The 20,379-nt window shown below is 73.0% G+C and carries 21 protein-coding genes; 13 read left to right on the top strand and 8 right to left on the bottom strand.

Annotated elements, in window-relative coordinates; translation table 11 throughout:
• Nucleotides 1–39 precede the first annotated feature (39 nt).
• The gene (locus tag ACZ4UB_RS16090; RefSeq protein WP_468070634.1) at nucleotides 40–1,551 is read left to right on the top strand and encodes an LVIVD repeat-containing protein; all 1,512 of its coding nucleotides are present in this window, start codon (nucleotides 40–42) and stop codon (nucleotides 1,549–1,551) included.
• A gap of 15 nt (nucleotides 1,552–1,566) precedes the next feature.
• Here ACZ4UB_RS16090 and ACZ4UB_RS16085 read toward each other — a convergent pair whose 3' ends face one another.
• From ACZ4UB_RS16085 to ACZ4UB_RS16070, 4 genes are all read right to left on the bottom strand, one after another.
• Nucleotides 1,567–2,208 carry a TetR/AcrR family transcriptional regulator gene (locus ACZ4UB_RS16085; RefSeq protein ID WP_468070633.1) on the bottom strand — a complete coding sequence of 214 codons (642 nt, stop codon included), beginning with the start codon at nucleotides 2,206–2,208 and terminating at the stop codon, nucleotides 1,567–1,569.
• A 37-nt stretch (nucleotides 2,209–2,245) separates the two neighbouring features.
• On the bottom strand, nucleotides 2,246–2,941 hold the full coding sequence (locus ACZ4UB_RS16080) for a phosphatase PAP2 family protein (protein ID WP_468070632.1): 696 nt from the start codon (nucleotides 2,939–2,941) through the stop codon (nucleotides 2,246–2,248).
• Nucleotides 2,942–3,002: 61 nt separating this feature from the next.
• Nucleotides 3,003–3,941, bottom strand: coding sequence for a M56 family metallopeptidase (locus ACZ4UB_RS16075; protein WP_468070631.1), 939 nt, complete (start codon nucleotides 3,939–3,941; stop codon nucleotides 3,003–3,005).
• A gap of 97 nt (nucleotides 3,942–4,038) precedes the next feature.
• Nucleotides 4,039–4,647 carry a DUF5134 domain-containing protein gene (locus ACZ4UB_RS16070; RefSeq protein WP_468070630.1) on the bottom strand — a complete coding sequence of 203 codons (609 nt, stop codon included), beginning with the start codon at nucleotides 4,645–4,647 and terminating at the stop codon, nucleotides 4,039–4,041.
• Between the two features lie 149 nt (nucleotides 4,648–4,796).
• On the opposite strand from ACZ4UB_RS16070, the gene ACZ4UB_RS16065 reads away from it, so the two are divergent.
• Nucleotides 4,797–5,345, top strand: coding sequence for a GNAT family N-acetyltransferase (locus tag ACZ4UB_RS16065; RefSeq protein ID WP_354379400.1), 549 nt, complete (start codon nucleotides 4,797–4,799; stop codon nucleotides 5,343–5,345).
• Between the two features lie 42 nt (nucleotides 5,346–5,387).
• On the opposite strand, the gene ACZ4UB_RS16060 is transcribed toward ACZ4UB_RS16065, so the two are convergent.
• Nucleotides 5,388–6,071 carry a glycerophosphodiester phosphodiesterase gene (locus tag ACZ4UB_RS16060; RefSeq protein WP_468070629.1) on the bottom strand — a complete coding sequence of 228 codons (684 nt, stop codon included), beginning with the start codon at nucleotides 6,069–6,071 and terminating at the stop codon, nucleotides 5,388–5,390.
• A 180-nt stretch (nucleotides 6,072–6,251) separates the two neighbouring features.
• The gene (locus ACZ4UB_RS16055; RefSeq protein WP_468070628.1) at nucleotides 6,252–6,920 is read right to left on the bottom strand and encodes a helix-turn-helix transcriptional regulator; all 669 of its coding nucleotides are present in this window, start codon (nucleotides 6,918–6,920) and stop codon (nucleotides 6,252–6,254) included.
• A gap of 49 nt (nucleotides 6,921–6,969) precedes the next feature.
• On the opposite strand from ACZ4UB_RS16055, the gene ACZ4UB_RS16050 reads away from it, so the two are divergent.
• The 6 genes from ACZ4UB_RS16050 to ACZ4UB_RS16025 all read left to right on the top strand — a co-directional run bounded on the left by ACZ4UB_RS16050 (nucleotide 6,970) and on the right by ACZ4UB_RS16025 (nucleotide 13,265).
• Nucleotides 6,970–8,091 carry an LLM class flavin-dependent oxidoreductase gene (locus ACZ4UB_RS16050; protein WP_468070627.1) on the top strand — a complete coding sequence of 374 codons (1,122 nt, stop codon included), beginning with the start codon at nucleotides 6,970–6,972 and terminating at the stop codon, nucleotides 8,089–8,091.
• 69 nt (nucleotides 8,092–8,160) lie between these two features.
• A complete protein-coding gene (locus ACZ4UB_RS16045; RefSeq protein WP_468070626.1) occupies nucleotides 8,161–9,201 on the top strand; it encodes an alpha/beta hydrolase in 1,041 nt (346 codons plus the stop codon).
• Between the two features lie 81 nt (nucleotides 9,202–9,282).
• Nucleotides 9,283–10,698 (top strand): DUF6421 family protein, encoded by a 1,416-nt coding sequence (locus ACZ4UB_RS16040; RefSeq protein WP_468070625.1) that lies wholly within the window; start codon nucleotides 9,283–9,285, stop codon nucleotides 10,696–10,698.
• A gap of 26 nt (nucleotides 10,699–10,724) precedes the next feature.
• The gene (locus tag ACZ4UB_RS16035; protein WP_354379406.1) at nucleotides 10,725–11,486 is read left to right on the top strand and encodes an SDR family NAD(P)-dependent oxidoreductase; all 762 of its coding nucleotides are present in this window, start codon (nucleotides 10,725–10,727) and stop codon (nucleotides 11,484–11,486) included.
• Nucleotides 11,483–12,544 carry a threonine aldolase family protein gene (locus tag ACZ4UB_RS16030; protein WP_467966451.1) on the top strand — a complete coding sequence of 354 codons (1,062 nt, stop codon included), beginning with the start codon at nucleotides 11,483–11,485 and terminating at the stop codon, nucleotides 12,542–12,544. The genes ACZ4UB_RS16035 and ACZ4UB_RS16030 overlap by 4 nt, the downstream gene beginning before the upstream one ends.
• Nucleotides 12,545–12,665: 121 nt before the next feature.
• Nucleotides 12,666–13,265 (top strand): transglutaminase-like domain-containing protein, encoded by a 600-nt coding sequence (locus ACZ4UB_RS16025; protein WP_468070624.1) that lies wholly within the window; start codon nucleotides 12,666–12,668, stop codon nucleotides 13,263–13,265.
• A 10-nt stretch (nucleotides 13,266–13,275) separates the two neighbouring features.
• Here the strand turns inward: ACZ4UB_RS16025 and ACZ4UB_RS16020 are convergent, their stop codons facing one another.
• Together ACZ4UB_RS16020 and ACZ4UB_RS16015 are read right to left on the bottom strand one after the other, a co-directional pair.
• Nucleotides 13,276–14,526: an MFS transporter gene (locus ACZ4UB_RS16020; RefSeq protein WP_468070623.1), complete on the bottom strand. Its 1,251-nt coding sequence runs from the start codon at nucleotides 14,524–14,526 to the stop codon at nucleotides 13,276–13,278.
• An 82-nt stretch (nucleotides 14,527–14,608) separates the two neighbouring features.
• Nucleotides 14,609–15,331 (bottom strand): lysophospholipid acyltransferase family protein, encoded by a 723-nt coding sequence (locus tag ACZ4UB_RS16015; protein WP_354379409.1) that lies wholly within the window; start codon nucleotides 15,329–15,331, stop codon nucleotides 14,609–14,611.
• A 203-nt stretch (nucleotides 15,332–15,534) separates the two neighbouring features.
• Between ACZ4UB_RS16015 and ACZ4UB_RS16010 the strand changes: the two genes are divergently transcribed.
• The 5 genes from ACZ4UB_RS16010 (at nucleotide 15,535) to ACZ4UB_RS15990 (ending at nucleotide 20,194) form a co-directional block, all read left to right on the top strand.
• Nucleotides 15,535–15,909, top strand: a complete 375-nt coding sequence (locus ACZ4UB_RS16010; protein ID WP_468070851.1) for a TlpA family protein disulfide reductase — start codon at nucleotides 15,535–15,537, stop codon at nucleotides 15,907–15,909.
• Between the two features lie 244 nt (nucleotides 15,910–16,153).
• A complete protein-coding gene (locus ACZ4UB_RS16005; RefSeq protein WP_468070849.1) occupies nucleotides 16,154–16,699 on the top strand; it encodes a flavin reductase family protein in 546 nt (181 codons plus the stop codon).
• A 202-nt stretch (nucleotides 16,700–16,901) separates the two neighbouring features.
• The gene (locus ACZ4UB_RS16000) at nucleotides 16,902–17,687 is read left to right on the top strand and encodes an electron transfer flavoprotein subunit beta/FixA family protein (RefSeq protein WP_354379410.1); all 786 of its coding nucleotides are present in this window, start codon (nucleotides 16,902–16,904) and stop codon (nucleotides 17,685–17,687) included.
• A 68-nt stretch (nucleotides 17,688–17,755) separates the two neighbouring features.
• On the top strand, nucleotides 17,756–18,718 hold the full coding sequence (locus ACZ4UB_RS15995; protein ID WP_354379411.1) for an electron transfer flavoprotein subunit alpha/FixB family protein: 963 nt from the start codon (nucleotides 17,756–17,758) through the stop codon (nucleotides 18,716–18,718).
• Between the two features lie 183 nt (nucleotides 18,719–18,901).
• Nucleotides 18,902–20,194 (top strand): DUF6986 family protein, encoded by a 1,293-nt coding sequence (locus ACZ4UB_RS15990; RefSeq protein WP_468070622.1) that lies wholly within the window; start codon nucleotides 18,902–18,904, stop codon nucleotides 20,192–20,194.
• Nucleotides 20,195–20,379: the final 185 nt, after the last annotated feature.

The following is a 20,379-nucleotide window of genomic DNA, read 5'->3' as shown; positions in this document are numbered from 1 at the left end:
CCGTCGATAGGGCTCGGAACGCCCCCAAGGGAGGACACAATGACCTCGTCAGTCCCATCGGCCCCACAGCGCATCCCCAGAGCACGCACCCGGACCAGGACCCTGGCCGCGGCCGCGGCCGGAGCCGGACTCCTCGTGACGCTCCTCGCCGTCGCCGGCCCCGCTTCCGCCACCCCCGATCCGGGAGACCTGACTCCGTTAGGCACCGGCCGGAGCGCAGCCGGCCCTCCGGCCACCGGAACCATCTCCTCCGAGATCCCCGGCCAGGACGAGATCGTCCACAGCCGCAACATCACCCCCTTGGCCAACGTCCCGAGCGCCAACCCGGCCGTGATCAACTCCGACATCGCCTTCCAGGGCCGGTACGCCTACGCGGGCAGCTACGACGGCTTCACCATCTACGACATCGGCAACCCGAGCGCCCCCAAGACCGTCACCACCGTGCTCTGCCCCGGCGGCCAGAACGACGTCTCCGTCCTGGGCGATCTGCTCTTCCTCTCCACCGACTCCTCGCGCAGCGACGACTCCTGCAACAGCGTCTCGCAGCCCGCGACCGAGAAGTCGTCGTGGGAAGGCATCAAGATCTTCGACATCCGCGACAAGAAGAACCCCCAATACATCAAGTCGGTGGAGACGGCCTGCGGTTCGCACACCCACACCCTGGTGCCGGGCAAGCGGGGCGACGCCTACCTCTACGTCTCCTCGTACTCGCCGAGCGCGGCCTTCCCGGACTGCCAACCGCCGCACGACGGGATCTCGATCGTCAAGGTTCCGAAGAAGGACCCCCGGCAGGCGTCGGTCGTCGGTTTCCCGGTGCTCTTCCCCGACGGCGGCAACCCGGGCGCGCCCACCCACCCCGGGGTCTCCCAGACCACCGGCTGCCACGACATCACCGTGCTGCCCTCGAAGGACCTCGCCGCGGGCGCCTGCATGGGTGACGGCATCCTCTTCGACATCAGCGAGCCCGAGCGGCCGCGCGTCATCGACCGCGTGCAGGACAACGTCAACTTCGCCTTCTGGCACTCGGCGACCTTCAACGAACGTGCGGACAAGGTGGTGTTCACCGACGAGCTGGGCGGCGGTGGCGGCGCCACCTGCAACGAGGCCACCGGCCCCAGCCGCGGCGCCGACGGCATCTACGACATCACCGGCCGCGGCGACCAGCGCAAGCTCGTCTTCCGCGGCTACTACAAGATCCCGCGCCACCAGGCGGACACCGAGAACTGCGTCGCCCACAACGGCTCACTGGTGCCGGTGGGCGGCGGCCGCGACATCATGGTGCAAGCCTGGTACCAAGGCGGCGTGTCCGTCTGGGACTTCACCGACTCCACCCGGCCGAAGGAGATCGCCTACTTCGAGCGCGGCCCGCTCAGCACCGACAAGCTGACCCTGGGCGGGGCCTGGTCGGCGTACTACTACAACGGCCACATCTACGCGAACGACATCACCAAGGGCCTCGACGTGCTGCGCCTGGACGACTGGCGCACCGAGAGCGCGAAGTGGGTCTGGACGGACCGGTTGAACGTCCAGTCGCAGCCCGAATACCACTGAGAACGTCGGGCCCTTCTAGAGGAACGTTCCGTCGGGCGGCCCGCCGTCCGGCGGGACCCCCAGCTCCCAGTCGAGCCCGTAGCGCTGGAAGAGCTCTGCCCGCAGTCGGGCCGCCGCCATCGGCGCCCCGGGCAACAGGACGGCGAACACCGCGCCCATCAGCAGGGCCCGCAGCAGCGGGTAGTCCCGATCGGGGTCCACGTCCGGATCGTCCGCGCCGTGCCGGGCCACCGTCTCCCGCAGCAGCTCCGCCAGCCGCTGCTGCTCCGGGCACTGGACGAAGCCCTCGTTCGCGAGGATGCCCGCCATGTGCGTGCGCATCAGCAGCGGATGCTCCAGCGCCAGCCCGAGGACCGCGTCGATCGCCCGGGCCAGCAGCTCCCGCCCGGCGTCCGCTCCGGTGGGCCGGGGCTCGCGCTCCAGCGCTTCGTGCAGGGTGCGGAACATGAGGCGGTGCACCGCGGACTGCAACAGCTGGCGCTTGCCCGGGAAGTAGTAGGAGATCAGGCCGCGCGCCGCGCCCGCCCGGTCCGCGATGTCGCCGAGGGTCGTGGCCTCGTAACCGCGTTCGCCGACGAGTTCGACGGTGGCCTGGAGCAGCCGCTCCCGGGAACGTCTGCGCAATTCTTCATTGACCGACGGGCTGCGCGGGACCATGCTTGCTCCTGCGTTGACTGGCTCCGGGCCAATATACTCAGCGCGCGGGCCGACCGGTGGTGGGCGACGCGGGGGATCGCCCACCGCCGGCCGTTCCTGTCCGGATTTCGCCGCTCCGCGGCGCTCCCGCCCCACCGATCGCGAAGGCGGCCAGCGCCGCGCCCAGCAACCAGCCGCCGACCACGTCCGACGCCCAGTGCACACCCAGGTAGAGCCTGCTGAAGCCGGCCCCGAGGACGCAGACCAGGGCGCCGCCGAAAGCGGCGGTCCGCGCCCCGCGGGAGCGGGGGAGCAGCCACAGCAGCAGCCCGCACACCACCGTCGCCGTCAGCGCGTGCCCCGACGGATACGCCGCGAAGTGCGCGGAGTCCACCGGGTCCGGCCACACCGGCCGCTCGCGCCCCACCGCCGCCTTGAGTCCCTGCGACACCACGGACGCGGCGAGGACGGCGGCGCCGAACCGCCGCGCGAGGGCCCGCTCCCCGCGCCGCCACAGCCACAGGCAGGCGAGCGCCGCAGCCGCCCGCATGGTCCAGGGGTCCCACGGCCAGTCGGTGAGCACCCGCAGCAGCCGGGTGGGCGCCGGATGCGCGAGCGCGTACGCGTGCAGGGACCGCGCGACCCGGGCGTCGAAAGCGAGCAGCGGCGGCCATCGGACCACGACCAGGGCCGTGAGCACAGCGGCGAGCAGCACGCACCCGGTCGCGGTCCGTCGTACGAGAGCCCCGGTCATGCACCGATCCTCGCACCCGGCCCGCGCACCCGTCCCCCGCGCCCCTGCGGGCGAGGTCCCGCTACGTCAGGGTGCTGAGCCCGGGTACGAACGCCACCAGTACCGGGATCGCCGGCACCAGGGCCGCCAGCGCGGTCAGCCGCAGCCGGCGCACGGGGGAGAGCCGCGGCGCGGCCGAGAGCAGCCGGCGGACCCGCGCGGGGACGTGGGCGTGCGGGGTCGGGCAGGGCCCGAACACGCCGCGGTCCTCGTTCAGCCCGACCAGCGCCAGCGCCACGGTGAGGCGCCCGTACCGCCGCGAGGCCACGTCGTCGGCGGCCAGCTCGACCAGCCGGTGCATCTCCGCCTCGAACGCGGCGAACACCGGGACCTGCCCGAAGGCCCCCGACAGCGCGCGCGAGCAGTGCAGCAGCCAGTCGTGCCGGGCCGCCGCGTGCCCCTGCTCGTGTGCGAGCACGGCGTCCAGCTGCTGGCCCTTGAGCCGCCCGAGCGCACCCGTGGTGACCACCAGCTGCGGAGCGGCGCCCGGCAGCCACCACGCGTCGGGCCGCCGCCCCTCCAGGACGACCAGGCGGCCGCGGTCGGGCTCCTCGCCCGGCAGCAACGGCGCCCGCACCAGGAGTTCGGCCCGCTCGGCGCGCCGGCGCGAGCGCGCCCGCAGCACCTCCGCGGCCAGCATCGCCCCCGTCCACAGCCCGCCGCCCGCGAGCACCAGCGCGGTCCCGGCGGCCCAGGGACCGGAGCCCGAGCCCAGCGCGTACGCGTCGACCACCCCGCGCGGCGCCGAAGCGAAGAGCGGACCGCGCACCGCCAGCCAGGCGGCGGCCGCGCTGAGCAGCATCGACAGGGCGAAGCACAGGAGCACCGCGGCCACCACGCACTGCCACACCCACAGGGCCACCACGGGCTCGCGCTCGGGCCACTCGGCACGGGCCAGCAGTCGGGGGGCGAGGAGCGAGGTCAGGGCGCCGAGCAGCAGGAGAACGGCGGGGACCATCATGGGCGCATTTTAGGAGGGCGGAGCTGCCCACGGGTATGGACACCGTCCATTGGTGACGCACGACACGTCACCCCCGGCCGCCCCCGCGCGCGGCACCTCACATGGTGAGCAGCATGGCCAACATCCCCATTCCCATGGCCAGTCGGCACGCCCGCGTCACCTCGGCGGCCCCGCGCCCGAGCCCCACCGGGGCGCCCGGCACCAGGGCGAGCGCCGGCGCGCCGGCCGTCGTCACCAGTCGCGCCCCGCCGAGCAGCACGTACCCCGCGAAGTAGAGGAGCAGGGCCCCGGTCACCAACGGCAGCCCCGGGGCCAGCCCCTCGCCGTGGCTCCCGCCGTGGCCCCCGGCGTGTGCGCCGCCCGCCCCCGCGGCCGTCGCCGCCCCCATCGTCACCGTCATGTAGACCATGGCCAGCGACCCCACCAGGTGGTGGACGTGGTGGATGCCGCCCCGCAGCAACCACACCGCGTGCAGCGACGCCGCGCAGAAGACCGCGAGCAGCACCCCGGACCCCCACGCCCCGGTCCCCGTCGGCGCGGCCATCGCCGCCATCCCGAAGCCCATCAGCGCCTCGCCGCCCGCCGCCCCCCGAGCGGCCCGCTCCGCTCTGCGCGCCCGCAGCAGGCAGTACGCACCGCTCAGGGCGCACAGCGCCACCAGCAGCCAGCCGGACACGGTGGCGGCGGTGGAGGTGGGAAAGGACATCGCGGGACCGTGCACGGCGGAACCCCCCGGTTCGTCGGCGTCACCGGAAGAGATGCCCGCCCCAGGGGGGCCGCACGCCGACCGGGTTAGGCTCTCCTGGGCCGCACCAGGCTTGTCATATGCCAGTTTTTCCGAACGGAGCCGCACCGATGTCGACCGCCGAGCCCACCCGCACCACGGCCCTCAGCTTCCGCGACGCCGACGACTCGGACGTACCGGCTCTGGTGGCGCTCGTGGAGTCGGCGTACCGCGGCGACGCCAGCCGGGGCGGCTGGACGACCGAAGCGGACTACCTCGACGGGCAGCGGACCGACGAGCGGGGCGTGCGCGAGGTGATCGCGACCCCCGACAGCATCCTGCTGGTGGTCGAGCGCGACGGCGAACTCGTCGCCTGCTGCCACCTCGAACACCGCGGTGACCACGCCTACTTCGGGATGTTCGCGGTCCGCCCCGCACTCCAGGGCGCCGGCCTCGGCAAGGAGATCATGGCCGAGGCCGAACGCCGGGTGCGCGAGGAGTGGGACGCCAAGGAGATGCGCATGACCGTGGTGAACGTGCGCGAGGAACTCATCGCCTACTACGTGCGCCGCGGCTACCGGCGCACCGGCGAGCTGAGCCCCTTCCCGTACGGCGACGAGCGCTTCGGCATCCCGCGCCGCGCCGACCTGGCCTTCGAGCTGCTCGTCAAGCAGCTCTGAGCCGGGCGGGCGCGACGGGGGACCGGCCCGTGGCGGGGCGGATCAGGCGGTGAAGCGGCCCGTGCGCCGGATCTCCGGCAGGTCCGTCACCGCGGCGTCCAGCTCCAACGCCCGCGCCAGCTTCAGCCGTTCCAGCGTGTTGACCGTCCAGCCCGTCACCCGCAGCCCGGCCGCGTGCGCCGACTCGACGGTCTCCAGGGTGAGCCGCCGGATGTCCAGCGCGAGCGTCCGCGCGCCGACGGCCAGCGCCCGCTCCACGACGTCCGTGCCGTAGTCGCGCGCGCTCAGCACGGTCCGCACCCCCGGCACCAGCTCGGCGATCCCGGCGAGCACCGCGTCCTCCTCCGAGCAGACCTCGACCCGGCCGGTCAGGTCCCGCCGCAGCATCACCTCCGCCAGCACCCGGGCGCAGCCGAGGTCCCGCACCGTGGCCAACAGCGGCGCGGCGACCGCGTCCAGCACCTCCTCGAAGACCGGCACCCGCTCGCCGTGACCGGCGTCGAGTCCGCGCAGTTCCGCGAGGGTCAGATCGGCGACGGCTCCCGAGCCGTCCGTGGTCCGGTCGACCTCGGGATCGTGCAGGGCGACGAGTGCGCCGTCCTTGCTGAGCCGCAGGTCCAGCATGATCGCGTCCATGCCGCTGCGCTGCGCGCGGACGAACGACCGGAGGGTGTTCTCCGGTTCCACACCCATGACCCCGCGGTGACCGATGGTGAGGAAAGTCAAGGTTCTCTCGCTTCCGTCGACGGCGGCTCCCCACGCGGCCGCGGTGTCCCGACCGCCCGCGTGGTGAGGACGCATGCTAGTGCGCCGACGGTGCGATGGGACCGCCCGTGCAGCGCTCCGGCAGGACCCTCCGGCCGGTTCCCGCCAAGGGTTGTGCACGGCGGCCGTCGTCGTCCGGCGTCACCCTGCCGTGGGCGCGTCCCCATCGCCTTGACCCCGACCCTCGACCTCAGGTCCAGGGTGACTCCCGGTGCCGCCCGCGACCGGCGCCGGGAGCTCCGCGAGGTCCGCGAGAAGGGCCCCGGTCAGCTCCAGTTCGGCCAGGTGCTGTCGCTCGCTCCAGCGCAGCGCCAGCCGGGGGAAGGCCCAGCCCGGTTCGTCCGCGGCCGCGAGGGCCGCCCGTACGGAGTCCAGCTCGCCCCGGGTGCGCTCCAGGTGCTCCATGACCAGGGCCCGTAGCCGCTCCGGCTCGGCCAGGTGCCCCAGCCAGACCCGGAGCAGCAGCCCGTGCTTGAGCACCGGGGGCCCGGCCTCGGCGGTGTCCGAGGCCCAACCCGCCAGGGCCGCGCGCCCGGCGGCGGTGATCGCGTACCGCCGTTTGGCGCGGACCTCCTCGGGCCCCGAGCGGGTGGAGGCGGCGTATCCGAGCTCCTCCAGGCGCCGCAGCTCGGCGTAGATCTGGCTGATCGCGGGCGACCAGTAGAAGAAGCGGAGCGAGGAGTCCGCCCACTTCTTCAGCTCGTACCCGGTCCGCTCGCCGGGGAAGGACAGCAGGCCGAGCACCGCCCACGCGGTCGGCGGCAGTTCGCCCCGTGCCTCTTGCTTCTTCGAGGTCTGACTACTAGTCATATTCCGAATTGAAGTGAGACCGGGCGCAGGACGCAACCCTGGAGGCATCGTGAAGTTCTCCGTCATCTTCGAGGCGCAGCTCGCCGACCCGACCGTGGAGCGGGAGCACCAGGTCATCCGGGACTGCGTCGAGCAGGCCGTCCTGGCCGAACGGATGGGTTTCGACCGGATCTGGGCCGTCGAGCACCACTCCTTGAAGTGGTACGCCCACATGAGCGCTCCGGAGGTGTTCCTGACGTGGGTCGCGGCCAAGACGCACACCATACGCATCGGGCACGGCGTGGTGTGCATGCCCTTCCACTTCAACCATCCCGTCCGGGTCGCGGAGCGCGCCGCGATGCTCGACCTGCTCTCCGGCGGGCGGCTCGACCTGGGGGCGGGCCGCGGCGGCACCGAGCAGGAGACCTCGCTGTGCGGGGTGGACCGCGACCGCACGACCCAGGAGGTCGAGGAGGCGCTGCGGATCATCGGCAAGGCCTGGCAGGAGGACGAGCTGGAGTACCACGGCGAGCTGATCGACATCGATCCGCACCCGATCCTGCCCCGGCCCCGGCAGACCCCGCACCCGCCCCTGTTCCTCGCGTGCAGCCGCGCCGACACCCTGCGCCAAGCCGCCGAACTGGGCGTCGGCGCCCTGGTGATGGGCTTCGCCGGACCGGAGTCGATCGCCGCGATGCGCGCCGCGTACGACGCGGCGATCGCCGGACGCGACGGTTCCCGGTTCGTGTCGAGCGTGGTCAACGACCACTTCTCGGTGCTCTGCCCGACCATCGTGCTCGACGATCCGGAGCGGGCCCGCCGGATCGGGATCCGGGGCCAGCGCTTCTTCGCCCAGTCCATCGGCCACTGGTACGGCGGCGCGGGCGTCCCCGACGAGGCGGTGGTCGCCGGCGCGGACGAGGGGGCGGAGCTGCGCCGGGCCGCCGAGCAGGTGGTGGCGCGTCTGCACGAGCTGGACATCCCGGTCCGGCCCGGCGCGAGCGCCACCTTCCACGCGGACCACGCCTACGGCGGCGCCGACGACGCGATCGCCTACGTCGAACGGCTGCGGGAGGCCGGGGCGGACGAGGTGATGTGCCTGATCCAGATGGGAACCGTGCCGCAGGAGGCCTGCCTGGAGACGCTGCGGCAGTGGGGGGAGAAGGTCATCCCTTCCTTCCGGGAGGTGTGAGAGGGGCGTCACGGCGGTAGTGACCGATGCGCGACACGCGATCCGAGACCCCTGCCGGAGGTACCTCCGATGCCGTCCACGCCCTCCACGCCCTCTCCTCCCGCCGAGCCCTTCGCTCCCGACCCCGACCGGCTCGATCCGGGGGTGCGCCCCTTCGCCGACGCCCTGGCCGATGCCTTCCCCGACGTCGGCGGCCGGGTCACCGACGCCGCCACGGCCCGCCGGATCCTCGCGGCGCTCCCGGTGTCACCGATCCCGTCGCCCGCCGTCGCCGGCGTCGAGGACCGGGCGGTGCCCGGGCCCGCCGGGGCGCCGCCGCTGCCCGTGCGCGTGTACCGGCCCGACCCGGAGCGGTGGCCCGGGCCCCGGCCGACCGTGGTGTTCTGCCACGGCGGCGGGTGGGTGCTGTGCGATCTGGACACGCACGATGCCACCGCGCGGCACCTGTGCCGGTCCGCCGGTGCGGTGGTGGTGTCCGTGGACTACCGGCTGGCTCCGGAGGCCCCCTTCCCGGCCGCCGTCCACGATGCCCACGCCGCCCTGTGCTGGGCGGCCGGGCAGGTGGCCGAGCTCGGGGGCGACCCCGGGGCGCTGGTGATCGCCGGGGACAGCGCGGGCGGCAACCTGGCGGCCGCCGCGCTGCTGCTCGCCCGCGAGCGGGGCGGGCCGGCGGTCGCCCTCCAGGTCCTCGTCTACCCCGCCCTGGACGCCGCCCAGGACACCGCTTCGGTGCGGCGCAACGCCGAGGGGTACTTCCTGACCGCCACGCACCTGCGCTGGTTCTGGGAGCAGTACCTCGGGCCCGGCGGCGACGGCGCGGACCCGCTGGCCTCGCCCCTGCGCGCGGACCTCACGGGGCTGCCGCCCGCCCACGTGGTCACCGCGGGCTGCGATCCGCTGTGCGACGAGGGGGCTGCGTACGTTCGCGCGCTCCGCGAGGCGGGCACGAGCGCCCACGAGGACCATCATCCGGGGATGTTCCACGGATTCCTGGGGTTGGTCGACTTCCTGCCGTCGGCCCGCCGTGCCCTGGACGGCGTAGGCGAAGCGATCGCGCGAACGGTGTCGAGCGGGAAGAATTGCGGCGTCGATGGGGGTGATGCCGGATAATTTCCGGCTTCACCTCTTGAGCAGGAGAGCCTCGCATGCATACGCTGTCTTAACGTGAGGTTCTCCTGTGGAGGAAGTGACATGACGGAAACTCTTGTGCCGGGACCGGTCGGTGCCGTGATAACCGCCGGAGCACGGGTGGTGGACCACCCGGCGTGGCCCCAGCTCAAGGCCGCCGTGGAGGAGATCCGTCCTTGGCAGGCCAAGGACGGATCGATCGACTTCGAGGTCGCGGGTGCGCCCACGCGCCTGGAAGCCGAGGCCGTCGTCGAGCAGATGATCGACGCCGTCCAGCAGCTGTCGCCGCTGCTCCCGCACGCCCTGGAGTACCACCGCGCCCTCGTCGCGGACCTGCGCAAGTGGGTCGCCGACGGCTTCGCCGTGCCGGACTTCCTCGACTCGCTGCTCGCCTTCCACCCGGCCGCCGAGCGCGCCGACGGGCTGCAGCACCTCGTCGTGTTCCCCATGTACACGCAGAACGGGAACCCGGACCGCAATTTCGAGGCCGTCGCGCTCAAGATGGTGTGGCCCGAGTGGCTCGCCGAGCTGGAGCGCACCCGGTACGACAACCCGCTCTTCCTCGGCATCACCTTCGAGGACTTCACCGCGGGCTACGACACCCACTCGGCCGTGCTCTTCCCGGAGACCATCGCGGTCCGCGAGGCCCCCGAGCGCTTCACCTGGGGCGGCATCTTCTGCGACCGCGAGGCCGCGCGCTTCCGCAAGGTCACCGAGGCGGCCGTGGACATCCTCGGCGTCACCCTGCCCGCCGACATCGCCGCCATGGTCACCGACCAGGAGCGCTGCGAGAAGGCCTTCGTCCTGTGGGACATGGTCCACGACCGCACCCACAGCCACGGCGACCTGCCGTTCGACCCCTTCATGATCAAGCAGCGCCAGCCGTTCTGGATGTACGGCCTGGAAGAGCTGCGCTGCGACCTCACCGCCTTCAAGGAGGCCGTGAAGCTGGAGTCCGAGGGCAACGAGCACGGTCGTGACGTGCAGTACGCCGTCCTCTTCGACCGGATGTTCCGCTTCCCCGTCTCCGGTGACCGCACCCGCAACTACGACGGCCTCGGCGGCCAGCTGCTCTTCGCGTACCTCCACAAGCACGACGTCGTGCGCTGGACGGACAACACGCTGAAGATCGACTGGATGCGCGCCCCGCAGGTCACCAACCAGCTGTGCGCCGAGATCGAGGACCTCTACCGGGCGGGCATCGACCGCCCCAAGCTGGTTCACTGGTTCAAGGCCTACGAGCTGGTCGCGACCTACCTCGCACCGCACCCGGGCTCCCGCTGGGCCAAGGGCCCGGACGCCCTGGACCTGACGCAGCCGCCGCGCAAGCTCGTGGACGACGTGCTTGCGGACGAGTTCCCCCTCAGCATGTTCTTTGAGGCCCTCGCCAAGAAGCTCAAGGGCGTCATCGCCTCGACCAAGGGGATCACGGCGCTCAACGCCGAGGACCGTCGCCAGGAAGAGCGGGTCGCCGCGTGAGCGATCGCGCGGAGGAGGCAGCACCGATGAACGGCTCCGGGAACGGAAACGGAAAGCTCAGCGGAGCGGTCGTGGCGGTGGCGGGGGCCGGCGGGCCCGCCGGCCGCGCCACGCTGATCCGCCTCGCCGAGGCGGGTGCCACGGTGATAGCGGCCGACGCGGACGCGGCGCGCCTCGCGGAAGCGGTGGACGCCGCCCGCTACGCCCACGGCGGGGCCACCGTCACCGGTGACACCGTCGACCTGCTCGACCTGGACGCCACCAAGGAGTGGGCCGCCCGGACCGAGAAGGAGTTCGGCTCGGTCGACGGCGTCGTCCACCTCGTCGGCGGCTGGCGCGGCAGCACCTCCTTCACCGAGACGGACCTCGCGGACTGGGACTTCCTGGAGAAGCTCCTCATCCGCACCGTCCAGCACACCTCGCTCGCCTTCCACGACGGCCTGCTGCGCAGCGGCCGCGGTCGCTACGTCCTGGTGAGCCAGTCCGGCGCGCACAAGCCGGTCGCCAACAACGCCGCGTACAACGCGGGCAAGGCGGCGGCCGAGGCGTGGACCTTGGCGCTCGCCGACTCCTTCCGCAAGGCGGGAGGTGAGGACGGCCCGGGCGCCGCAGCTGCGATCCTGGTCATCAAGGCACTGGTGCACGACGCGATGCGCGCCGAGCGACCCACTGCGAAGTTCGCGGGCTTCACCGACGTGAAGGAGCTGGCCGAGGCCATCACCGGCGTCTGGGAGCGGCCCGCCACCGAAGTGAACGGACAGCGTCTGTGGCTGACCCCGCAACCCTGAGGACCGACGCCCGCCGGCACCACGACCCGGCGGTGCGCGGTTTCGCGAGCGACAACTACGCGGGAGCGCATCCCGAGGTCCTGGCCGCGATAGCCCTCGCCAACGGCGGCCACCAGGTCGCCTACGGCGACGACGAGTACACCGCGCACCTCCAGAAGGTCATCCGCAGCCACTTCGGCCCGTACGCCGAGGCCTACCCGGTCTTCAACGGCACCGGCGCCAACGTGACCGCGCTGCAGGCCCTGACCGACCGCTGGGGCGCGGTGGTGTGCGCCGAGTCTGCCCACATCAACGTCGACGAGGGCGGCGCGCCCGAGCGCATGGCGGGCCTCAAGCTGCTCACCGTGGCGACGCCGGACGGCAAGCTCACGCCCGAGCTGATCGACCGGCAGGCCTGGGGCTGGGAGGACGAGCACCGGGCGATGCCGCAGGTCGTGTCCATCACCCAGAACACCGAACTGGGCACGGTCTACACCCCGGACGAGATCCGGGCCATCTGCGAGCACGCGCACGGGCTGGGCATGAAGGTCCACCTCGACGGGGCCCGGATATCCAATGCGGCGGCGTCGCTGGACGTGCCGATGCGCGCGTTCACCAACGCGGTCGGGGTCGACGTGCTCTCGTACGGCGGCACGAAGAACGGCATGCTCTTCGGCGAGGCCGTCGTGGTGCTCAACCCGGACGCCGTCCGGCAGATGAAGCACATCCGCAAGATGTCGATGCAGCTGGCCTCCAAGATGCGGTTCGTCTCGGTGCAGCTCGAAGCGCTGCTCGCGAAGGACCTGTGGTTGCGCAACGCCCGGCACGCGAACGCGATGGCGCAGCGGCTGGCGGCGGGCGTGCGGGAGCTGGACGGGGTGGAGATCCTCTACCCGGTGCAGGCCAACGCGGTGTTCGCGCGGCTGCCGCACGAGGTGTCGCGCCGCCTGCAGAAGCGTTTCCGCTTCTACTTCTGGGACGAGGTGGCGGGCGACGTGCGCTGGATGTGCGGCTTCGACACCGAGGAGGAGGACGTCGACGTCTTCCTCCAGGCGCTGAAGGAAGAGCTGGCGCGCTGACGGCCCCACCGTCCGACGGCCCGGTCGTTTGACGCGCGGGCCGCGACAACCGCATGCATGAACATGCCCCGCACCGTAAATCTATAGACTTACGGTGCGGGGTATACCTATGCTCCCGATCATGGAACCCATCCCGGAGCATCCCGACCTCCCGCCCTATCTAGCGGCTGACGAGGTCATAGATCACGGCCACCCGCTCGTACAGGAGACCGCCGCGGCCCTCTGGGCCGATACCGGCGATGCATATTCATACGCCGAGGCCGCCTTCGTATTCGTCCGCGACACCATCCCGCACTCGAACGACGTCGACGATCCGCGCGTCACCTGGCGGGCCTCCGACGTCCTGCGCCTGCGCACCGGCATCTGCTACGCCAAGGCCCACGCCCTGACCGCGCTGCTGCGCGCCCGGGACGTCCCGACCGGGCTCTGCTACCAGCTCCTGGCGGAGGACGACGGCTCGGGCGCGGCCGTCCACGGCCTGGTGGCCCTGCGGCTGCCCGGCCGGTCCGGCTGGTCCCGGATCGACCCGCGCGGCAACAAGCCGGGGGTGGACGCCCGGTTCTCGCTGGACGTCGAGCGGCTGGCCTTCCCGGTCCGTCCGGAGCTGGGCGAGGTCGACTACCCGACCCTGTACGCCGCCCCGCCCGCGCCGGTGCTCGACGCCCTGCGCGCGGCCACCGACCGCAAGGCCCTGTGGGACCTGCTGCCGACGGGGCTGTAGCGGGCCGCCGCTACGGACCGGCGGGGGCGTCCTGCGGGGCCTCCCGCGGCGCGACGGGTGCGGGCGGCAGGGGGGTGGGCGCGGCGGCCGGCCGGGCGGGGCCCGCGGCCGCCCGGTGCACGACCACGGCGGCGAGCTGGAGCGCCGCGATGCCCAGGACCAGCATCCAGGGCGGCCGCCCCGCCGCGAGGCCCACCAGGGCCGCCCCGGCGGCCGCCGCCGTGACCTTGAGCCCGGCGCCCAGGGTGAACACCTGGGCCCGTACCGCGTCCGGCGCGTGCTCGGCCCGGATCCGCAGCGTCGCCGTCAGCAGGGGCCCGTCGCACAGCCCCGCCAGCGCGAAGCCGGCCGCGGCCAGCGGTACGGTCGGCGCGAACGCGACCGCGACCAGCGCGACCCCGGTGCCGCCCAGCGCCCAGCGCGCCAGCAGTCCGGGATCGTCCGCGCGCCCGGAGGCCCGCCGCCGGGCCAGCAGCACGGATCCCGACAGTGCGCCCACGGCGAAGGCCGTCATCAAGGCGCCCCCGGCGCCGGGGGCGCCGAGGCCGCGGGTGAGCAGGACCGCCGTGGTGCTCAGCGCGCCGATGCCGACGAAGGCCAAGGTGGTCGCCGCGGAGATCGCCCGCAGCTCGCGGACCCGCCACAGGGCGGCGAACCCGCCGCCCGCGGTGGGTCGGGGCGCCGCTTCCCGTTGGCGGGCGCGGGGGTCCTCGTAGGGGAGCAGGGCGGCCAGGACGGCGGCCAGCGCGCCCGAGCAGGCCAGTACGGCCATCGCCGGGCCCGCCGAACCGAGCGCGGCGACCAGGCCCACCACGGCCGGGGCGGTGACGCCCGCCGCGTTGTAGGTCGCCGCGTCCCAGGCGTAGGCCTGGTCGCGCCCGGCGCCCGCCGGGACCAGCGAGGCCACCAGGCTGGACAGCCCGCCCGTCACCATCGGTCCGCAGCTGCCGCCGGCCACCGCCACCGCGATCACCACGGGCACCGGGGCCCGGCCCACCAGCACCGACAGGGCCGCCACGGCGAGCGTGAAGCAGACGAGGGCGCCCACGTGGAAGAGCCGGGGGCGGGAGGTCCGCGCGGCGGCGGCTCCCGCGAGCGGGGCCGCCAACACGTGCGGCGCCAACCAGGCCGTCAGCACGAAGGCGCCGTTCGCAGCGCTCCCGGTCCGCTCCAGCGCCAGCAGCACCAGCGCGATCCCCATCCCCTCGGACGCGAACCGGCCGGCCAGCGCCGCGGCCAGGTACCGCTTGAACCCGCGCATAGGACCACCACCCCCCGGGTCGAGACGGTACTCCGCGGGGGTGGAGGGGGGATAGAGACGGCCGCCCGGACGGGCCGGGTCGTCAGCCCGCTTCGCGGACCTGGGCGGGGGTGGGCGCCGTACCGCCGAGGTGCGCCGGCAGCCACCACGCGTCGTCCGTGCCCTTCGGCTTCGCCGGGTACGCCCGCTGCGCCGCCTCCAGGAGCTCCTGCACCCGCTCGCGCAGCCGCCGCGTGATCGCGCCGGCGAACTGGTCGGTCGGTGCCTCCATGGGCTCGCCGACGCGCATCGTCACGGGGATGTGGCTGCGCCGCAGGTCCTTCGGGTGGCCCTTGGTCCACATCCGCTGGGTGCCCCACAGCGCCACCGGGATCAGCGGGACCCCGGCCTCCTGCGCCATCCGCGCCGCACCGGACTTGAAGCTCTTCAGCGTGAAGGACTGCGAGATCGTCGCCTCGGGGAACACCCCGATGATCTCGCCGCCGCGCAGCGAGTCGAGGGCGAGCTGGTAGGCGGACTCGCCCTGCGCGCGGTCGACCGGGATGTGCTTCATCGCGCGCATCAGCGGGCCGGACACCTTGTGTCGGAACACCGACTCCTTGGCCATGAAGCGGACGAGCCGCTTGGACGGCCGCGCCGTGAGCCCGGCGAAGATGAAGTCCAGGTAACCGACGTGGTTGGAGACGAGCACCGCACCGCCCTTGCGGGGGATGTTCTCGGTGCCCTTCATGTCGATGCGGACGTCCAGCGCCTTGAAGAGCGTGTGCGCCGCGCCGATCACCGGGGGGTAGACGAACTCAGCCATGTGGGGAGACCCCGCTTTCTGCCTGGGGAGGTACTCCCGGCCGTAAGTTACGCCATCGTAGGTACGTAGCCATGGGGATCGTGCCCCATACCTGCCCCGGTGGCCAGTCCAGATGCCCCGACCAGGAGAGATTCTTGTCACGCCGGGAATGCGGCGCGCCGGGCGGGCGCTCGGACGACCGTACGGACGGACGGGCCGCGACGATGGGAGAACAGGTGCGGGACCAGGGCGGGGAGCCGGCGCGGGAGCCGGTGCGGGAGCACGGAGGCGCGCGGCGGCTGGGGCGCGCGGAGCTGGGCGCCGAGCCGGGGGAGCGGGCCACGCTGGTCCAGTTCTCCAGCGCGTTCTGCCAGCCCTGCCGGGCCACCCGCCGGATCCTGGCCGAGGTGGCGGCCATGGTCGAGGGCGTCGCGCACATCGAGATCGACGCCGAGGAGCACCTCGCGCTGGTCCGCGAGCTGGGAGTGCGCAAGACCCCGACGGTGCTGGTCCTGGACGCGGCGGGCCGGATCGTGCGCCGGGCGGCCGGGATGCCCCGCAAGGCGGACGTGATCGCGGCCCTCGGCGCGGCGCTCTGAACCGGCGCTCGCGCCACGGAGGGTGACGCACCTGACAATGTGCAGGCTGCCGCTTGACTGTGCGCGCCGGTGATCGCCAGTCTTTCGGCATGCGGTACGAACTCCTGCTTTACGGACGGGTCCGCCTCGACCCGGTCCGGTACGCGAGCGTGCGCTGTCGGGGTCACTGATCGCCCCCACCTCCTCCGGCGACCCGGCCGGGACAGACGACGCTGCAGAAGGAAGAGACATTTCGATGACGGCGCTGACCGCCACCACCGCCCCGGCCGCCAGCCGCGCGGCCGCCCGCCCCACGGACCCCGAGTCCGTCCTCCCCGGTTCGCCCGACCTGCTGCGCTCCGTCTTCCGGCAGCACGCCGCCGGGGTCGCGGTGATCACCTCCGCGAGCGACGGCCGGCCGGTGGGCTTCACGGCCACCTCCCTCAACTCCGTCTCCGCCGACCCTCCGTTGCTCTCCTTCACCATCGGCACCGGGTCCTCCAGCTGGCCCGGGATACGCGACAGCGAACACCTCGGGGTCCACATACTCGGCGAGCACCAGCGGGAGCTGGCCGGGCTGTTCGCCCGGAGCGGGGCCGACCGCTTCGGTCCGGCCACCGACTGGACCGAGGGCCCGCACGGGGTCCCGCTGCTGGACGGCGTGCTGGCCTGGCTGGTCTGCCGGATCGTGGCCCGCGTTCCGGCGGGCGCGCACCGGGTGGTCATCGCGGAGGCGGTTGCCGGGGGCTCCGTCGGGGAAGGTCGTCCCCTGCTCTACCACCAGGGGCGCTTCAACGCGTTGCGCGACTGAATCGTCCCTGCTGGGGCGGGTCCGTCCGGCGTTGGCAAGGTCACAGTTCGCCGGCCTTGCACCCGGAGGGGACCCGGGGTGTACTGGCGAGTAACATTCCCTTCGGAGCGCGGGCCGCCCCGACCGGGATCGGGCCGACAAGGCGCCTATGCTGCCTGCATCAAGGCAGCACCAGTAAAGACGATGCAGTAGGAGAGCCGGCGTGAGCTTGAGGATCGTTGTCTGTGTGAAGTACGTGCCCGACGCCACCGGCGACCGGCACTTCGCCGATGACCTGACCGTCGACCGCGACGACGTCGACGGCCTGCTGTCGGAGCTCGACGAGTACGCCGTCGAGCAGGCGCTGCAGATCGCCGACGAGGCCGACGACGCGGAGATCACCGTCCTGACGGTGGGCCCCGAGGACGCCAAGGACGCGCTGCGCAAGGCGCTGTCCATGGGCGCCGACAAGGCGATCCACGTCGAGGACGACGACCTGCACGGCACCGACGTCATGGGCACCTCGCTGGTGCTCGCCAAGGCCATCGAGAAGGCCGGCTACGACCTGGTCATCACCGGCATGGCCTCGACCGACGGCACCATGGCCGTCCTCCCGGCGATCCTGGCCGAGCGCCTGGGCGTCCCGCAGGTCACCCTGCTCTCGGAGGTCAAGGTCGAGGACGGCACCGTCAAGGGCCGCCGTGACGGCGACACCGCCAGCGAGCAGCTGGAGGCTTCCCTGCCGGCCCTCGTGTCCGTGACGGACCAGTCGGGCGAGGCCCGCTACCCGTCCTTCAAGGGCATCATGGCCGCGAAGAAGAAGCCGGTCGAGGCCTGGGACCTGTCCGACCTGGAGATCGACGCGGACGAGGTCGGCCTCGAGGGCTCCTGGACCGCGGTCGACTCCGCGGCGCAGCGCCCGGCCCGCACCGCCGGCACGATCGTCAAGGACGAGGGCGAGGGCGGCAAGCAGCTGGCCGAGTTCCTGGCCGGCCAGAAGTTCATCTGAGGACTTCGGCCGCACACACGGTCACGCCCCACCTCCCCTGACTACTTCGCTTTCGCAGGAGCATTCCCATGGCTGAAGTCCTCGTCTACGTCGACCACGTGGACGGCGCCGTCCGCAAGCCCACCCTTGAGCTGCTGACCCTCGCCCGCCGCATCGGCGAGCCCGTCGCCGTCGCCCTGGGCGCCGGCGCGGCCGACACCGCCGCCGTGCTCGCCGAGCACGGCGCGGTCAAGGTGCTCACCGCCGACGCCCCCGAGTTCACCGAGTACCTCGTCGTGCCGAAGGTGGACGCCCTCCAGGCCGCCTACGACGCGGTGTCCCCGGCGGCGGTCCTCGTCCCCTCCTCCGCCGAGGGCAAGGAGATCGCGGCCCGCCTGGCCGTCCGCATCGGCTCCGGCATCATCACGGACGCCGTCGACCTGGAGGCGGGTGACGAGGGTCCGGTCGCGACGCAGGCCGCCTTCGCCGCGTCCTTCACCACCAAGTCCCGCGTCTCCAAGGGCACCCCGGTCATCACCGTCAAGCCGAACTCGGCTCCGGTCGAGGCCGCCCCGGCCGCGGGCGCCGTCGAGGCGCTCGCCGTCACCTTCGGCGCGCTGGCCACCGGCACCAAGGTCGTCTCCCGCACCCCGCGCGAGTCGACCGGTCGCCCGGAGCTGACCGAGGCCGCGATCGTGGTCTCCGGCGGTCGCGGCGTCAACGGCGCCGAGAACTTCCACATCATCGAGTCGCTCGCCGACTCGCTCGGTGCGGCCGTCGGCGCTTCCCGCGCCGCCGTGGACGCCGGTTGGTACCCGCACTCCAACCAGGTCGGCCAGACCGGCAAGTCGGTCTCCCCGCAGCTCTACATCGCCTCGGGCATCTCCGGCGCGATCCAGCACCGCGCGGGCATGCAGACCTCGAAGACCATCGTGGCCATCAACAAGGACTCCGAGGCCCCGATCTTCGACCTGGTCGACTACGGCGTGGTCGGCGACCTCTTCGCGGTCGTCCCGCAGCTGACCGAAGAGATCCAGGCCCGCAAGGGCTGAGCTCGGGTCCCGGTCACCGACCGGACCTGACCTGCGTAGACGCTGTGCCCCGGGGCCGCGTGGTGACTCTCGCCACGCGGCCCCGTGCTGTTTCGGGCAACCATTGACGCCAGCGGAATGCGCTGACTAAATTCTGCTATGCGGATCAATGCTTCCGTGTAGCGGAAAAGAGGAGAGTGCACGATGGGTCAGCAGGAGAAGGTGGCGACAAGCCTCGCAGGTGCGGTCAGCGAGGGCATCAGCGCCTCCCTCGCACCGGTGGACGCGGAACTCGCGCGCCACTACCCCGGCGACCCCGGCACCCGCCAGCCCATCCACACGGTCTACGTCCCCGGTGACGTCTTCGCCGCGGACACCATCCGCTCCTGGGGCGACCAGGCGCTGGCCGCGCTCGACGAGCACGCCCCGGACGCGGCCACCTTCGCCAAGGTACTCGGCATCAGCGACGAACTGGCGGTGCCGGTCTACGACCGCGTGCGCGCCAAGCTCCTCAGCGAGCCGATCGAGGACCTCCGCGTCGACTTCGAGGACGGCTTCGGCGTCCGCTCCGACGAGGAGGAGGACCAGGCCGCGGCCCGCGCCGCCCGCCTCGTCTCGGAGGCCTTCTCCAACGGCACCAACGCCCCGTACATGGGCATCCGGATGAAGTGCATGGAGTCCAACGTCCGCGACCGCGGCATCCGCACCACGGACGTCTTCCTCTCCGGCCTGCTGGAGCACGGCGGTCTGCCCGAGGGCCTCGTCCTGACCCTGCCCAAGGTGACCTACGCCGAGCAGGTCAGCGCCTTCGTCGAGCTGCTGGAGGCCTTCGAGACCACCCGCGGCCTGCGCCCGGGCCGGATCGGCTTCGAGATTCAGATCGAGACCAGCCAGTCCATCGTGGCCTCCGACGGCACCGCCACCGTGGCCCGGATGATCGAGGCCTCCAAGGGCCGGGCCACCGGCCTGCACTACGGCACCTTCGACTACAGCGCCTGCGTCGGCGTCTCGGCCGCCTACCAGTCCAGCGACCACCCGGCCGCCGACCACGCCAAGGCGATCATGCAGGTCGCGGCCGCGGGCACCGGCGTACGCGTCTCCGACGGCTCGACCAACGTCAAGCCCGTCGGCACCACCGAGCAGGTCCACGAGGCGTGGAAGCTGCACTACGGCCTCACCCGCCGCGCCCTGGCCCGCGCCTACTACCAGGGCTGGGACATGCACCCGGCGCACCTGCCGACCCGTTACGCGGCCGTCTTCGTCTTCTACCGCGAGGGTCTGGAAGCCGCCGCCGCGCGCCTGAAGGCCTACGTCGCCAAGATCGAGGGCGACGTGATGGACGAGCCCGCCACCGCCAAGGCCCTGGCCGGCTACCTGGTCCGCGGCCTGGACTGCGGCGCGGTCGGCGCCGACGAGGTCGCCGCGCTCACCGGGCTGACCCGCGCCGAGCTGGACTCCTTCGCGATCCCGCGCCGCTCGGCCACCCTGCACGCCTGAGCCACGAGCCCGGGGGGGGGGGGGGGGGGGGGGGGGGGGGGGGGGGGGGGGGGGGGGGGGGGGGGGGGGGGGGGGGGGGGGGGAGGGGGGGGGGGGGGGGGGGGTGGGGGGGGGGGGGGGGGGGGGGGGGGGGGGGGGGGGGGGGAAGAAGGGGAGGGGGGGGGGGGGGGAGGCGTGGGGGGGGA

It is taken from the genome of Streptomyces sp. NPDC028419 (genome assembly GCF_055565515.1).
Note: the sequence above shows the minus strand (reverse complement) of the source record. Positions and strands in the feature narration are given on the sequence as shown.

What these genes read in the sequence shown, in the direction of transcription:
- ACZ4UB_RS16090 (WP_468070634.1), top strand. Translation starts at nt 40, where the DNA reads ATGACCTCGTCAGTCCCATCGGCCCCACAGCGCATCCCCAGAGCACGC.
- ACZ4UB_RS16085 (WP_468070633.1), bottom strand. Translation starts at nt 2,208, where the DNA reads ATGGTCCCGCGCAGCCCGTCGGTCAATGAAGAATTGCGCAGACGTTCC.
- ACZ4UB_RS16080 (WP_468070632.1), bottom strand. Translation starts at nt 2,941, where the DNA reads ATGACCGGGGCTCTCGTACGACGGACCGCGACCGGGTGCGTGCTGCTC.
- ACZ4UB_RS16075 (WP_468070631.1), bottom strand. Translation starts at nt 3,941, where the DNA reads ATGATGGTCCCCGCCGTTCTCCTGCTGCTCGGCGCCCTGACCTCGCTC.
- ACZ4UB_RS16070 (WP_468070630.1), bottom strand. Translation starts at nt 4,647, where the DNA reads ATGTCCTTTCCCACCTCCACCGCCGCCACCGTGTCCGGCTGGCTGCTG.
- ACZ4UB_RS16065 (WP_354379400.1), top strand. Translation starts at nt 4,797, where the DNA reads ATGTCGACCGCCGAGCCCACCCGCACCACGGCCCTCAGCTTCCGCGAC.
- ACZ4UB_RS16055 (WP_468070628.1), bottom strand. Translation starts at nt 6,920, where the DNA reads ATGACTAGTAGTCAGACCTCGAAGAAGCAAGAGGCACGGGGCGAACTG.
- ACZ4UB_RS16045 (WP_468070626.1), top strand. Translation starts at nt 8,161, where the DNA reads ATGCCGTCCACGCCCTCCACGCCCTCTCCTCCCGCCGAGCCCTTCGCT.
- ACZ4UB_RS16040 (WP_468070625.1), top strand. Translation starts at nt 9,283, where the DNA reads ATGACGGAAACTCTTGTGCCGGGACCGGTCGGTGCCGTGATAACCGCC.
- ACZ4UB_RS16035 (WP_354379406.1), top strand. Translation starts at nt 10,725, where the DNA reads ATGAACGGCTCCGGGAACGGAAACGGAAAGCTCAGCGGAGCGGTCGTG.
- ACZ4UB_RS16025 (WP_468070624.1), top strand. Translation starts at nt 12,666, where the DNA reads ATGGAACCCATCCCGGAGCATCCCGACCTCCCGCCCTATCTAGCGGCT.
- ACZ4UB_RS16020 (WP_468070623.1), bottom strand. Translation starts at nt 14,526, where the DNA reads ATGCGCGGGTTCAAGCGGTACCTGGCCGCGGCGCTGGCCGGCCGGTTC.
- ACZ4UB_RS16015 (WP_354379409.1), bottom strand. Translation starts at nt 15,331, where the DNA reads ATGGCTGAGTTCGTCTACCCCCCGGTGATCGGCGCGGCGCACACGCTC.
- ACZ4UB_RS16010 (WP_468070851.1), top strand. Translation starts at nt 15,535, where the DNA reads ATGGGAGAACAGGTGCGGGACCAGGGCGGGGAGCCGGCGCGGGAGCCG.
- ACZ4UB_RS15995 (WP_354379411.1), top strand. Translation starts at nt 17,756, where the DNA reads ATGGCTGAAGTCCTCGTCTACGTCGACCACGTGGACGGCGCCGTCCGC.
- ACZ4UB_RS15990 (WP_468070622.1), top strand. Translation starts at nt 18,902, where the DNA reads ATGGGTCAGCAGGAGAAGGTGGCGACAAGCCTCGCAGGTGCGGTCAGC.